12 protein-coding genes and 1 tRNA gene are annotated in these 12,980 nt (G+C 63.7%); 9 read left to right on the top strand and 4 right to left on the bottom strand.

Annotation, left to right across the window (positions count from 1 at the left end):
* Window positions 1-79: 79 nt before the first annotated feature.
* The 6 genes from FJ319_05855 to FJ319_05830 all read left to right on the top strand — a co-directional run bounded on the left by FJ319_05855 (window position 80) and on the right by FJ319_05830 (window position 4,751).
* Window positions 80-514, top strand: a complete 435-nt coding sequence (locus FJ319_05855; GenBank protein ID MBM3933813.1) for a hypothetical protein — start codon at window positions 80-82, stop codon at window positions 512-514.
* Window positions 511-1,650 (top strand): hypothetical protein, encoded by a 1,140-nt coding sequence (locus FJ319_05850; protein ID MBM3933812.1) that lies wholly within the window; start codon window positions 511-513, stop codon window positions 1,648-1,650. The genes FJ319_05855 and FJ319_05850 overlap by 4 nt, the downstream gene beginning before the upstream one ends.
* 68 nt (window positions 1,651-1,718) lie before the next feature.
* Complete coding sequence (locus tag FJ319_05845) at window positions 1,719-2,315, top strand: hypothetical protein (protein ID MBM3933811.1); 597 nt, start codon at window positions 1,719-1,721, stop codon at window positions 2,313-2,315.
* Between the two features lie 208 nt (window positions 2,316-2,523).
* On the top strand, window positions 2,524-2,988 hold the full coding sequence (locus FJ319_05840; GenBank protein ID MBM3933810.1) for a hypothetical protein: 465 nt from the start codon (window positions 2,524-2,526) through the stop codon (window positions 2,986-2,988).
* A 50-nt stretch (window positions 2,989-3,038) separates the two neighbouring features.
* Window positions 3,039-4,121, top strand: coding sequence for a hypothetical protein (locus tag FJ319_05835; GenBank protein MBM3933809.1), 1,083 nt, complete (start codon window positions 3,039-3,041; stop codon window positions 4,119-4,121).
* A 30-nt stretch (window positions 4,122-4,151) separates the two neighbouring features.
* Window positions 4,152-4,751 carry a glycerol-3-phosphate acyltransferase gene (locus tag FJ319_05830; GenBank protein ID MBM3933808.1) on the top strand — a complete coding sequence of 200 codons (600 nt, stop codon included), beginning with the start codon at window positions 4,152-4,154 and terminating at the stop codon, window positions 4,749-4,751.
* Here FJ319_05830 and FJ319_05825 read toward each other — a convergent pair.
* The gene (locus tag FJ319_05825) at window positions 4,748-5,932 is read right to left on the bottom strand and encodes an MBL fold metallo-hydrolase (GenBank protein ID MBM3933807.1); all 1,185 of its coding nucleotides are present in this window, start codon (window positions 5,930-5,932) and stop codon (window positions 4,748-4,750) included. The two genes, FJ319_05830 and FJ319_05825, sit on opposite strands and share 4 nt — an antisense overlap.
* On the opposite strand from FJ319_05825, the gene FJ319_05820 reads away from it, so the two are divergent.
* Genes FJ319_05820 through FJ319_05810 form a run of 3 tightly spaced genes read left to right on the top strand, consistent with a single transcriptional unit; the run spans window position 5,480 to window position 8,125 of the window.
* Window positions 5,480-6,313, top strand: a complete 834-nt coding sequence (locus FJ319_05820; GenBank protein ID MBM3933806.1) for an ABC transporter ATP-binding protein — start codon at window positions 5,480-5,482, stop codon at window positions 6,311-6,313. The genes FJ319_05825 and FJ319_05820 overlap by 453 nt on opposite strands.
* The gene (locus tag FJ319_05815) at window positions 6,294-7,091 is read left to right on the top strand and encodes an ABC transporter permease (GenBank protein ID MBM3933805.1); all 798 of its coding nucleotides are present in this window, start codon (window positions 6,294-6,296) and stop codon (window positions 7,089-7,091) included. Before FJ319_05820 ends, FJ319_05815 begins: the two co-directional genes overlap by 20 nt.
* Complete coding sequence (locus tag FJ319_05810; protein ID MBM3933804.1) at window positions 7,088-8,125, top strand: ABC transporter substrate-binding protein; 1,038 nt, start codon at window positions 7,088-7,090, stop codon at window positions 8,123-8,125. Before FJ319_05815 ends, FJ319_05810 begins: the two co-directional genes overlap by 4 nt.
* Before the next feature lie 619 nt (window positions 8,126-8,744).
* On the opposite strand, the gene FJ319_05805 is transcribed toward FJ319_05810, so the two are convergent.
* From FJ319_05805 to FJ319_05795, 3 genes are all read right to left on the bottom strand, one after another.
* Window positions 8,745-10,793 (bottom strand): thioredoxin domain-containing protein, encoded by a 2,049-nt coding sequence (locus FJ319_05805; protein MBM3933803.1) that lies wholly within the window; start codon window positions 10,791-10,793, stop codon window positions 8,745-8,747.
* A 102-nt stretch (window positions 10,794-10,895) separates the two neighbouring features.
* The gene (locus FJ319_05800; protein ID MBM3933802.1) at window positions 10,896-12,425 is read right to left on the bottom strand and encodes a redoxin domain-containing protein; all 1,530 of its coding nucleotides are present in this window, start codon (window positions 12,423-12,425) and stop codon (window positions 10,896-10,898) included.
* A gap of 285 nt (window positions 12,426-12,710) precedes the next feature.
* Window positions 12,711-12,787: transfer RNA gene (locus tag FJ319_05795), tRNA-Arg, on the bottom strand.
* Window positions 12,788-12,980: the final 193 nt, after the last annotated feature.

Genomic DNA, 12,980 nt, shown 5'->3' with positions numbered 1-12,980 from the left:
GCCGCGTCCCGCGCGGCCGCTACCGGAGCCACCCCAACCGACAGTACATTGTTCCTATGACTTCGTACCGTGGTATTACATGACTCTCGAGCAGGCAGTGGCGTCCTCTACGGCCATAGTGATCGGGAGTCCAATGCCAGGCAGGGCGAACGTGGACGAGCTTGTTATGCTGGGACATACCGTGGACTCAATTCAGCGACTTGTTCTGACCGAGCTGGTTGACGTTAGATATCTCAAAGGGAAAGGCCCGGCCAGTATCACTTTCGCCAGGTTCTCTTCCCCATGCAGAGAGTACCTTGTCGAAGGCGAAGGGCCGGTGTTAATGCTCTTGCGCCCGGTACATGGGGCACCGCACATATTTGTCAACGCATCGAGCGTATTCCACTTCGATCTTAGAGGCGATGTGGTCCACATCGTAAGCCCCAATGCCGGGCCAATGCGGACGCTTGAGGGAATACCCGCCGACGAGTTGATCGGACTTATTTGGAAGTCGGTAAGGGAGCAGGCCCAATGAAAGTGACGTTGGTCGTCACTCTTGCCGTCGGCGCGTGCCTTTTAGCCGCGTGCTCCGCGCAGGCGGCCGAGCCGTGGACGCCGCTGCCGGCGGCGACTGCAGAGCCTTCGGCTACGCCGGGACCGTTGCTTGTGCAGCTCCCGCCCGCCGCTCCGGCCCCGGCGGCGCAGGCGCGGGCGCCGGAGGTCAGGCCCACCCGCACGCCAGCGCCGCCGACGCCGACGCCGTTTCCCGCTATCCGACCGTCGTGCCTCCGAACGGGTCCCGACAATTCCATGCCGCTGTTCGAGGCGGTAACGAAGTCCACGCTCGTCGTCTCCACGCTGCCGGTCCGAAACGTCAATAACGAATCGAAGTTCCTGACGGTAGACCTTGAGCAATTGGCCTTTGGGTGGTTCACGACCTACGAGATTGAGGTCGACCGCTACTTCAAGGGCGCCGGAAATGGGCGCTTCACGCTCCTTCACCGCTCTGAATGCCGCTTGTTTCCGATGGAGGACGGCGAGCGCTTCATTTTGCTCGTGGGGCCGGTCGGGCAACTGCCGAACACGTACATAAACATTTCCTCCGTGTACCGGCTCAAGATAGTGGACGGTAGGGTGCAGATAGTTGGGATGTACTCCTGGCATATGGCAGACGTGGAAGGCATCTCGGAGGCGGAGCTGATCAAACGCATAGAGGACGCAGTGCGGGACCCGGCGACCCGAACGCCCACGCCTACGGCGACTCCGTACCCGACATATCCGTTCCCGTCGTTCAGCCTGCGCCACGGCGACGGCCTCGCGACGGTGGGCGAGATAACGAGCTACTGCTGGGCAGGACCCGCTTCCAAAGGCCTGAGCTGCGAGAACACGGATAGCTGGGTGCGGATAGCCGCTGGGGAGCCAATCAGGGTGAAGAAGGGCGCTCTGGTCCAGGTGCAGGTGGAGGCGCACGATGGGCCCGACTCGCTGACGGGCGGGATCTACCCGGGCACGACGCAGCCGGTGCCACGAGGTGACTCACTGGTGCTCTTGCCAGACCTGAATGGCCCGTTCCGCCTCGATATCCCTCCCGGGAGGTACGTGCTCGACGTACATGCGGGCTGGCCGGTTGGCGCGGCGACGGCCCGATTCCTGATTGAGGTGATAGAGTGAGGGCGATAGCTCCGAGAAGGCCAACCGGACTCGGATTCTTCGGTGCGCTGCCACTGGTTGCTTTAGCAATGCTCACCATCTCGTGCTCCGCACAGGCGGCCGAGCCGTGGACGCCGCTGCCGGCGCACACAGCGACAGCCATGGAGCCGCCGCCGACGAGCGAGCCTGTGACGCCGCTGCCTGCGCCGACCGCCGAGCCGGACCTGCCGTGGATGTACGTTCTGGCCGGCAACAGCCGGGTGCTGGGCAACAGGCGCGTGGAGGCCAGGTACTTCGGAGTCAAAGAGGACGGCACGTATACCCATGCCCAGATCGGATCGCTCGCGCCGTGGGACGGCTTCGACACCGCGCGCCCGGTGCCGGTCTTGAGCGGCGATATGCTGACCTTTGTCCTATCCGATGGTTATTCGACTTCAACCATCACCGGCGGCATTTACATCGCGATGAAGAGGACGCCCTGGCTTGAGACGGGCACTATGATGAAGGAGATTGTCTCCGGTGAGCCGCTCATGGTTGATCTCTTTCCGTCGTCCTGTGCGCTGATCTTGAAAGGCACGTGGCCCAACGGCAGGGTATATTACGACTTCAGGTTGGACGTCATACCGCATCCGACGCCGACGCCTCACCCGAGACCGTCGCCAAGGACGGCGCCGTTAGGGTACTAGTCAACGCCGCCGGGATACCCATCCCATATTTGAGCGACGAACATGGAGGTTGTGCGAAGCCTCACACGCCTAATGGCGGGTTTTTTCTCGACACGGCGCTTCGCAATTCCGGCCTCATGATTTCTGAAACACCTACCAGGCTGGAGAGCAAATGCTCGTCCCAAATATCGAATTGATACTCGTCGCTCTGGCTACGTTGTACATTGGCATGTCTTGTGTTAAGCGGCGTGGAGCTTATGTTGCGGCCCTACTTTATGCCAAGCGACCCTATGAGTCTGCGACAACGGCTGTTGCCGGTCGGAACGGCGCCAGGCGACGCGCGTTCGTCTTCGGGATAGTCGTCCTTGCCGCGTGGGCCGCCATTGCCGGACTTGTTGCGATTGAGGCTTTGCCAGGCATCCCGCCCAGCATCGAGAGCAGTTCTGTTTTCAAAACCGTGGGAAGGGTGTCCTGGGCGATCATGGGCCTTGCGCTAATTGTGGTTGGGGCGGTAGTAATTGGCAGGCGCGAGGCCATTATTGACGAGTACGCGCGACACCTGAAGGCGTGCACTCCTGTCCCTCGTGGGCTCCATGTGTTTTCTGCCATTACGGGAGGCGTATACCTTGTCTGGACCGGCATCGGAATGCTCATACATGCCATGGGGCAAGGCGGCAGCACCAGCTTCGATTGACCATGGGCGCAATTTTGGTCTGAGCCGGCCGCGAGTGTCGAGGAGCAACTTTGAGAACGCTGTACACAATCGTCGCGTTGGCACTCTCGGGGCTGATCGCCGCATGTTCGCCGGCAGCCGCCGACCCGTGGACGCCGCTGCCGGCGGCGACGTCTGAGCCCACGCCGACGCCGTGGACGAGTGATCCTTCCAGCATCTGGTATGTCCCGCCTTCCGGGGTGCAAGGGGCGCTGACGCCTTTGCCGCCCGCAACGCCGATGCCTGACTTACCTTCGTTGTTCGTCCACTTCGGAGACACCCGGGTTATGGGCAATCGCAGGGTACAATGCCGGTACTTCCCTAAACAAGAATCCGGCGTCTACATGGGCAACGTGTGTGCCACGTTAGCACCCTGGGAGGGATTCGATGCGGCGCGCGCTGTTTCCGTCTTTGGAGGTGAGTCCATTGCGTTCCAAGTCACGGAGGGGTATAGCACATCTACCCTGTCTGGATGGATATCCCGTGTATCTCAAAGCTCCCCCTGGCTGGATACGGACATCAAGTTCATAGAGTTCGGCTCCGGCGGGCCGCTCGAAGTGGACCTGTACCCGGGCGTGTATTCTCTCACCGTGCGCGGAGAGTGGTTGATGGTTTCAGCGCTGTACGACTTCAAGTTGGAAGTGAAGTACAGAGACCGGCCACAAGTTATTATCGGGCCAATTCCTTCGGGAGGCGTTGCGCCGCCACCTCCGTTGCCGCGATTCGAGATCAGGTACGGCGACGTTGTGGACGGCGGGCGGGCAGGGAGCCACTGCTGGCCCATCGGCCAGGGCGTGCGCAGGCGTGGGGACGTTATACGCTGGCCGGACTTCGCCAACGCGACTCCGGTGATCGTAAAGCGAGGTGGAGAGGTTGTCATTGAAGCTGTCTCGGAATTACCAGTCACCAATATCTCCGGCGGTGTCTATACGGTTGCGCAGGCAACCCCGCTAATGACTGGACAGGCGGTGATCACCCCGGACTTGATGAAGCCTTTCAATGTTGACTTGCCGCCGGGCGTATATGTTCTGGAATTCCTTGCCAAATTCTCGGTCGGCGACATTGCCTATCAGTTCAAAATAGAAGTAGTGGACAACGCCGCCGAGATACCATAACATAGCTAACTACAACGCAGAGAATCGCACATTGCGTATCTGGAGAGCGTCTTGGGCTTGCCGCTGATCGTCGTCTGGACAATCATCGCTTACTTCATCGGCACGGTGCCTGCCGGTGACCTGGTCGCGCGCCGCGCGGGGGTGAAAATCAGGACGGTCGGCACCGGCAACCCTGGCGCGGCGAACATCTTTCGCGAGGCGGGGCGCAAGTTCGGGCTGATGGTCTTCGGACTGGATATCCTGAAGGGGCTCGCGGCTACATTGCCGGTCTACCTGATGGGGTGGCCGTCGTGGGTGGGGTTGGTGGCGATGGCGGCCGTGCTGGCGGGGCACATCTTCCCGGTCACGCAGGGCTTCAAGGGCGGCACCGGCGTGACGGTTGCGATGGGCACCACGGCGGGCCTGGCGCCGCTGGGCGTGCCGGTGGGGGCCGTGATCGCGCTGCTGGTGCTCGTGGCGACCCGGAACGCCGGGTACACCGGGGCGTCGTACTTCATCGTAACCCCCCTGGCCGGATGGGCGCTCCAGAGCGACCCTGTGGGCGTCTTCGGCGTCCTGCTGGCGGGCGGCATCGTGCTTCTCAAGGCGCGCGTGCAGTACCGCAACCAGCACCTCCGGCAGGCCGGCTAGCGGCGTCGCCCCTCCAGCATCGCACTTAGCGCATCGCGCGCCCCGCTGCGGACCGGCGGGAAGTGGCTGAACACGATCGTCTCGAACTCCAGCTCCAGTAGCCGCCGCAGCGAGCGCATCGCCGACGCCGCGTCCTCGGTGAACAAGGATGATGGCGGGCTAAGACGGCGGCCGAACCGGTTCTGCAGGGCATCGCCCACTATCAGCGCCTTCCTGTCCGGCAAGTAGATGCACACGCTCCCGGGCGTGTGGCCCGGCGTGTGGATGGCGACGACGCCGTCGAAGCCGGGCACGGCCGCGCCGTCCTGCATCTCGTAGACCACCTCGCAGGCGCGTCCGTTCAGCCTCGCGACGGCCGGGCCGGACATCCGGGCGGCGTAACGGCGGCGGAACGGGTTCGGCGCGGGCACGGCGCCGCTCACCACACCGGCGTCAGCAGGGTGCGCCGCCACGGGTGCGCCGGTCGCATCCACCAGCTCGCGCAACCCGCCGGTATGGTCGGGATGGTGGTGCGTCACGGCGACGAGCGACACCCGGTCCAGCGGGAGCCCGGCGGAGGCGAGGCCGTCCCTGATGGGCGCGAGGCTGCCGCGTGAGCTGGCGTCCACAAGCAGCAGGCCGTCCCCGCTCTCCACGGCGGTCACGCGCGAGCCGAGCGCCCGCACCTGCCAGATGCCCTCTGCAATGTGGACCGGCCTGCCGAGCTTCAACAGGTACCCTCCGATGCTATGATACCCATTGTAGGAGTAGATTGGCCCGCCATGAAAGCGCCGCCGCACATCGCCATCCGCGGACTCTCGCACAGCTATCGCCCCGGCGAAGGGCGCGGGCCGGCTGTGCTGGACGGCGTCGGCCTTTCCGTGGCGGCAGGCGAATTCGTCTCCATCATCGGCCCGAGCGGGTGCGGGAAGACGACCCTCCTGAAGTCGGTGGGCGGCGTCATTACGCCGTCCGCCGGGAAGATCACCATAGCAGGCAAGCCTCCGCGCGAGGCGCAGCGCGGCAAGCAGATCGGCTTCGTCTTCCAGGACCCGTGTCTCCTGCCGTGGCGGACCGTTCGTGACAACATCGCGCTGCCGCTCCATGTCAACCGGGCGGGCCGAAGCGAGGACGCCAGCGCGGCCGTGGAGCGCATGATAGACGCGGTCGGCCTCTCTGCGTTCCGGTCCTTCTACCCACATGAGCTTTCCGGCGGGATGAAGCAGCGCGTCGCACTGGCCCGCGCGGTCGTCTTCAGGCCGGCCGTGCTGCTCATGGACGAGCCGCTGGGCGCGCTAGACGAGCTTACACGCGCCGCCATGCGGTACGAGGTGCTCAGGGTATGGGAGGCCTCGCCCACGACGGCGCTCATGGTCACGCACAGCATCGCGGAGGCGGTGAGCATGTCCGACCGTGTGATCGTCCTGTCGCCGTCGCCGGGCAGGATCCTTGATGACATTCCCGTTGACCTTCCACGGCCTCGCGACGACTCTCTTGAGCACAGCGCCCAGTTCATGGCCGTTGTGCGGCGGGTGAAGGACAGCCTTTCCGCGGGGGTGGCGTATGCCGCAGCGCGAGGATAGGGGCCGCGGGGCGCGCCGGCTTGTGGACGTCGCCGCGCCGGTCGCCGCTGTGCTCGCCGTGCTGGCGGTGTGGGAGATCTGGGTAAGGCTGTCGGGCACGCCGGTATACGTTGTCCCGGCGCCCTCGGACATCGCTGCGCGCCTCATGGACCGCCCCGGCCACTTCGCCCGCCACGGCGCGGTGACGCTCGCAGAGGCCGCGGCTGGCTTCGCACTGGGATGCGCGGCCTCGGTCGCGGCGGCCACCGTAATGGCGCACTCGCGGGCCGCTGAGCGCACGCTGTACCCCCTGGCGCTCCTCGTGAAGGTGACGCCGGTGATCGCAGTCGCGCCGCTGTTCGTCATCTGGTTCGGCTTCGGGTCGTTCCCCAAGGTGCTCATCGCGGCGCTCATCACGTTCTTCCCGGTGCTCGTGAGCGCGATCGCCGGCTTCAGGTCCGTCAACTCCGGCGCGCTGGACTTCATGCGCTCCGTTTCGGCCTCGACGGTCGAGATTTTCCTCAAATTGCGACTCCCGAGCGCGCTGCCGTACCTGTTCGCCGCCTTCCGCATCACGGTGCCCCTGGCAGTCATCGGGGCCGTGGTGGGCGAGTGGTTCACCGGCGACCGCGGCCTGGGCAGCGTGATCATCGTCGCGCACAACAATATCGACATGCCCACGCTGTTCGCAGCGATCGTCGTCCTGGCCGCCATCGGCGTGGCGCTCACGGCGCTCACGGCCTACGCAGAGGGCCGTACCCTCTTCTGGCACGAGTCCCGCCAGGCGCAACGACGATGATGCGACTGCTGCTGACAAGCCTGGCGCTGGTTCTCATGACGGCGTGCGCCGAGCGGCAGGACGCCACGCCGGGACCGTCCCCCGCGGCGGATGCACTGCAATCGGCGGAGAAACTCGTATTCATGGCCGGCTTCAAGCCGCAGGCCAACCTGCCGTTCGTAGCTGTCTACGTGGCGCAGGAGCGGGGCTACTTCAGGGAGGAAGGGCTGGACGTGGAAATCCGGCACGCCGCAACCGGAGAGCACCTGAAGCTGCTGATGTCCGGCGACGTCGATGTGACCACCGCCGCCGCCTCTTCCGTCCTGAAGCGGCGGGCAGATCCGGGCCTCCCCGTAGTAGCGTTCGCCCTGTTCGGCCAGCGCGGCCAGCAGGCGTACGTCGCCCTGGAGAGCTCCGGTATGCGCACGCCGAAGGACTGGGAAGGCAAGACCTTCGGTTACAGGACATCCGTCCCTCCCGACTACCTTGCGATGCTCAGCGCGAACGGGGTGGACCGGTCGAAGATCCGCGAGGTCAACGCCGGCTTCGACGTCCGCGTTCTCACGGAGGGCAGGGTAGACCTGCTCGCGGTATTCAAGTCCAACGAGCCGGACACCATCAGACGCCTCGGCTTCGAGGTCTTGCAATGGTCGCCGGAGGATTTCGGCGTCGACAACATCGGTCTGACGTTCATCACGAGGGAGGACATGGTCGCGGGCTCACCCGACCGGCTGGCGCGCTTCCTGCGGGCGACTCTGAGGGCGATGGAGGACATCCAGGCGGACCCGGACGGGGCCGTGAGCGTGGTCATGAAGTACGCGCCGGAGGAGGACCGCGACCACCAGCGCTTCATGCTGCAGGCGGAGATGGCCGACGCCTTCGGGCCCGTCACCGGGGCGCACGGCTTCGGTTGGATGACGGACGAGCAGTGGAAGGTCCTTCACGAGCAGTTGGTGCAGTTCGACGCGCTGCCTGAGTTCGATTACAGGGCCGCCTACACCCACACCATTCTCCGCGCCGCACGCGAGGACAAACCACGCACGAATACCCCTTGATTCCCCGCTTGATTCTGCGCTGCGGGGCGTGTGCTCGCCTGCACATAAGACGCTATCTTAAACGCGAAATAGCTTTGATGGAGTACGATGGTCGGGAAATTGTTTCGTGGCGATTTCCGCGAATTATCGGGGTAAGAAATTAATAGGCGCAATGACATAGCGACCAATGGTATACAAGCAATAACCCGTAACAAGTACTGCCACCCTGAGCGGCAGCGAAGGGTCTAAGAACCGTGCCTGCAATTTGGACGACCGCACGCCGGCAGCGCCCGTAGACCCTTCGCTGCCGCTCAGGTGGGAAGGGGGATGGCCCAGGGTGGCACGAGAGGCCGTTGGCGAATGAATTCGCCGCTGAGGGCGCGTACATCGCTTCGCGATGAACGACGCCAAACGTCCGCCTTCGCGGACGATCCGATCATCCCGGAGCATGATGCTCCAGGCATTCTTCATTGTCCGCGAAGGCGGACATCCGGCGACGTGGCCTGCAAAGCAGACCACGCGCCCCCAGCGGCGAATTCATTCGCCCATGGCACTTAGAGTCGCGGCGCCGGTGTATTCGGGACCGGATATCAAGATATACCGGATGCACTGCAATCTTGCTATCTCAGCCTGCACATGGTCAATCGCCCCCGAGCTGGGCGGCAAGCGCCTGCGGGTCGGTTGCAGGCAGTTGGCACACGTAGTGCTCGCACACGTACGCCGTCGCCTTGCCGCCCACCATGGTGCGCGACTCCAGGAGCGGCAATTCGACCGCGCCGACTGGGCCGCCGTCGCTCCCGATGAGCACACGGTTGGGGAGGTACATGTTGTGCACTTCCGCGAGGAGGGCCATCGTATCCGGCGCGCCGGGCTCGCCGACTATGGCGATCTCCTTCGGCGTGGAGAGGTAGAAGTCCAGAGCGCAGAGCCAGTGGCCCGCCCCGCTGGGGGCGCGCGACATGAGCTCGCGCACGCCGCGGAGGGCCGCCGCCGCCTTCTCGCGCAGGTCGGCGTCGCCTGTGATGACCGCAAGCCTCAGCAGCACGTCCGCGGCCATTGAGCTGCCTGCAGGGATTGCATTGTCCGAGATATCGTGCGGGCGGAGGACAAGCGCCTCGTGGTCCGCGCCGGTGTCGTAGAACTTCTCGGCCCCCGCGTCCCAGAACAGCTCAACCATTTGCCGGCACAGTCCGATGGCGTCATCGAGCCAGCGACGGTCGAACGAGGCCTCGTGTAGCTGCAGCAGAGCGGACGCCAGGAACGAATAGTCTTCGAGGTACCCCTTGTACTTGGCCTGCCCGTCCTTGAACGTCCGAAGGAGACGGCCATCCTGGCGCAGATTGTCCATGACAAACGTGGCCGCGCGATCGGCGACCACGGCATACTCGGGCCGCCCAAGCACCAGCGCCGCCTCGGCGAACGCGGTGATAGCCAGCCCGTTCCACGAGGTTAGCACTTTGTCGTCGCGTGCCGGCGCGATGCGCTTCGAGCGCTCCTCCAGCAGCCGCCTGCGCAGGCCGTCGAGAAGCTCCTGGAACGCCTTGGGGGCCATGTCTCTGGAACGTGCATAGGCTTCCGGGTCGACCGCGACGCTGAGGATATTGCGACCCTCGAAGTTGCCCTGGGGAGTGACGCCGTAGTAGTCGTTTACGAGATCGCCGTCCTCCTCGCCAAGGAGGCCACGCACCTGGTCCGGACGCCAGAGGAAAAAGCGGCCCTCCTCGCCTTCGCTGTCGGCGTCCTGGGCGGAGTAGAAGCCGCCTTCGGGCGACACCATCTCGCGCTGCATGTACTCCAGCGTCTCTTCCACAACCCTTCTGTAAAGGGGCTTCCCCGTGACCTGGTATGCGTGCAGGTAGAGGCGGACGAGAAGGGCGTTGTCGTAAAGCATCTTCTCAAAATGGGGCACAAGCCAGTACATATCGACCGAGTAGCGGTGAAACCCTCCGCCGAGTTGGTCGTAGATGCCGCCCATGGCCATGTGGTCCAGAGTCGTGTCGACCATTTCGCGCGCCGTGGGGCTGCCCGTGCGGGCGTAGTGGCGGAGCAGGAACTCGTAAGTCATCGGCTGCGGGAACTTCGGCTGGTACCCGAAGCCGCCGTAGTTGTCGTCGAAGTCCTTCGCCAGCCCGCTGAAGGCCTGGTTGAGAATGGAGTCCGTGAGCGGGTCCCGGCTACTGGACGTGATATCCATTTGCCGCATGTGCTGCATCAGCTGGCCACTGGTCTTGAGGATTTCACCCCGGTTCTCGCGGTAGACTTCCGCCAGCGCCTGGAGCACGCGCGGAAAGCCGGGCATGCCGCGGCGGTCTTCGGGAGGGAAGTATGTGCCGCCGTAGAACGGCTTGCCGTCCGGCGTCATGAACACCGTCATCGGCCATCCGCCTCGGCCCGTCATGGCCTGCACTGCGGACATATAGATGGAGTCCACGTCCGGCCGCTCTTCGCGGTCCACCTTGATCGAGACGAAGTTGTCGTTCATCAGCTTGGCGATATCGCGGTTCTCGAACGACTCGTGCTCCATCACGTGGCACCAGTGGCACGCGGAATAGCCCACGCTGAGGAGGATGGGCTTGTCCTCGGCCCTGGCTTTCTCGAACGCCTCCGGGTCCCAGGGGTACCAGTCCACGGGGTTGTTGGCGTGCTGAAGAAGGTAAGGGCTTGTTTCGTTGATGAGTCTGTTGAGCATTACGCGCCTCTGGGTGATTTTTCGGTGGCGCCACAGATACAGCGAGGCGATTTGAGGCGGTCAAAGCAGGGCCACCCGCCTTTCCGAGCCGCGCCGATATTGTCAGCGGCCCCCTGTGGCCCCTGTCCGGGCCGCTTCCGGCAAGCGACTCCAGTCCAGGGTCAGGGTTCTGGTCCATCGAGTGGGGATGTCGATTACGCGTATCGCATGGTTGTTCGGATCTGCCACGTACAGCTTACCATGTGCAGGGCTTACGCCGGCCGGCTCGTAGAACCGTGCCTCGTGGAATGCGCCGTCGGACATGCCGGGGTCGCGATCGCCTGCGAATGTCACCGCCTCACGGGTCGCAGGGTCGACGGTCTTGATCTTGTTGTTGTAGGTGTCCGTGATGTAAAGAAGCCCATTGTGAAGGGCAAGGCCCTGCACATGCTGGAGGCGGGCGTCCTCTCCCACGCCGTCCGCGTCGCCGAACTGGAAGAGGTCCGTCCCGACGATAGTCGTGACCGCGCCGCCGTCGTGGATGTCCGCCCGCCGGACGGCGCTCGTCTCGCTGTCCGCGAAATAGAGAGCGTCGCCGTCTGTCGCGATCCCGTACGGCTGGGCCAGCATCGCTTCCGCCGCCGGCCCGTCCGCGATGCCTTCTGTGCCGGAGCCGGCATGCGGCCCGATGAGGCCGGATGCAAGGTCCATCTTCCATATCTGGTGGAAGCCTGCCATCGCGATAAATAGCGCGCCGTTATGCAGCGCAAGGTCGTAAGGAGAGTTGAGCTGCACGTCAGGCCCGTGGCCGCCGCGATGGAGGCGCATCGCCTGGCCGCCAGCGCCGGCGATTGTGGTGACGGACTTTGCCGCAAGGTCGATCCGGCGCACGGCGTGTGACCTGGCGTCGGCGACATACAGGGCGTCGCCGTCTATCGCCATTCCCTGGGGGTTGTTGAACGCGGCCGATGCGAAGTCTCCGTCCGCGAGGCCCGCATGACCGCTGCCCACAACGTCCGTCACCACGCCGTCCAGAGTTGCGACGACGACGCGGTTGTGGTTCGAGTCCGCGATGAAGAGCCGCCCGGAAGCGGCGTCCGCGAGGACTTTGCCGGGGCAGGAGAGAGGGCGGTCGCGCTCCTTGTCCTTCTCGAGGGTCAGCTTGATCCTATGCCGGTCAAGGATGCCCCTGGAGTCGAACTGCCTCACCATATCCGCCACCACACGGTCCAGTGAATCAAAAGAGATCTCGCCCTGGTGTCGGCCGATCACTTTTCCTTCGGGATCGATGAACATGAGGGTCGGCCATGCGCGAACGCCGTACGATCTCCATATTGTGAAGTCCTTGTCATTAACGACCGGGTGCTCAATGTGGTAACGGAGTATCGCCTGGCGTATGGCCTCGCTCGATTTCTCCGCCATGAACTTTGCCGAGTGGACCCCGATCACCGCGAGCTCATCCGGGTATTTCTGTTCTAGTTTTGCGAGCTGCGGGAGGATATGCATGCAGTTAATGCAGCAGAAGGTCCAGAAGTCCAGGATGACAATTTTGCCGCGAAACTCACTAAGCGCGACCGGGCGGTCCGAGTTCATCCAGTCCAGGCCGGACGGGAACTCAGGCGCCCTCACTTTACCCTCGTAAGACTCCGGCATGTCCCGGACCTCCGAAATCCGTCACGATTCGCAGGAAGCGAACTATACAACTACTCTACACGCCCCGAGGGTAAAAGGACAGGCGCGACGGTTTCCGTCACGCCTGCGTCATGGGAGTGAACAAGTTGAGAGGAGCGAAGGAAAGCAGGTACCCAGACGGCGGTAACATTTAGGGCCAAAATGGAAGGGCTACTCGGGGCGGTCATCGATCCCATGTATGAGGAGGAGAGACGTCAGTTGCCTGCCCGTGCGGAGGCGAAGCCCCGGAGGGGTTTCTGGGGATGTTGGCGTCCCTGGCAGGACTCGAACCCGCGACCAACTGCTTAGAAGGCAGCTGCTCTATCCACCTGAGCTACAGGGACGTCTTGGGCGGTTAGCCCCCCTAGTGTATCAACGGCCCGCAAAAAGGGTCAATAACGGGACGTGCTGATGTCTTTGCTCAGTGATATTGTCAGTAGGTAACTGCTCAGTGAATATGTCAGTCCATGAGAGGACTACATTTGACCGAGCGAGAAGCGAAGAGAGCACAGATACTGAACCTTGTTCTGGAGGGGC

The organism is SAR202 cluster bacterium (assembly GCA_016872355.1).
In the GTDB taxonomy this organism is placed as follows: Bacteria; Chloroflexota; Dehalococcoidia; order Lucifugimonadales; family VGZY01; genus VGZY01.
This window is presented reverse-complemented; position numbering and strand designations above follow the sequence as displayed.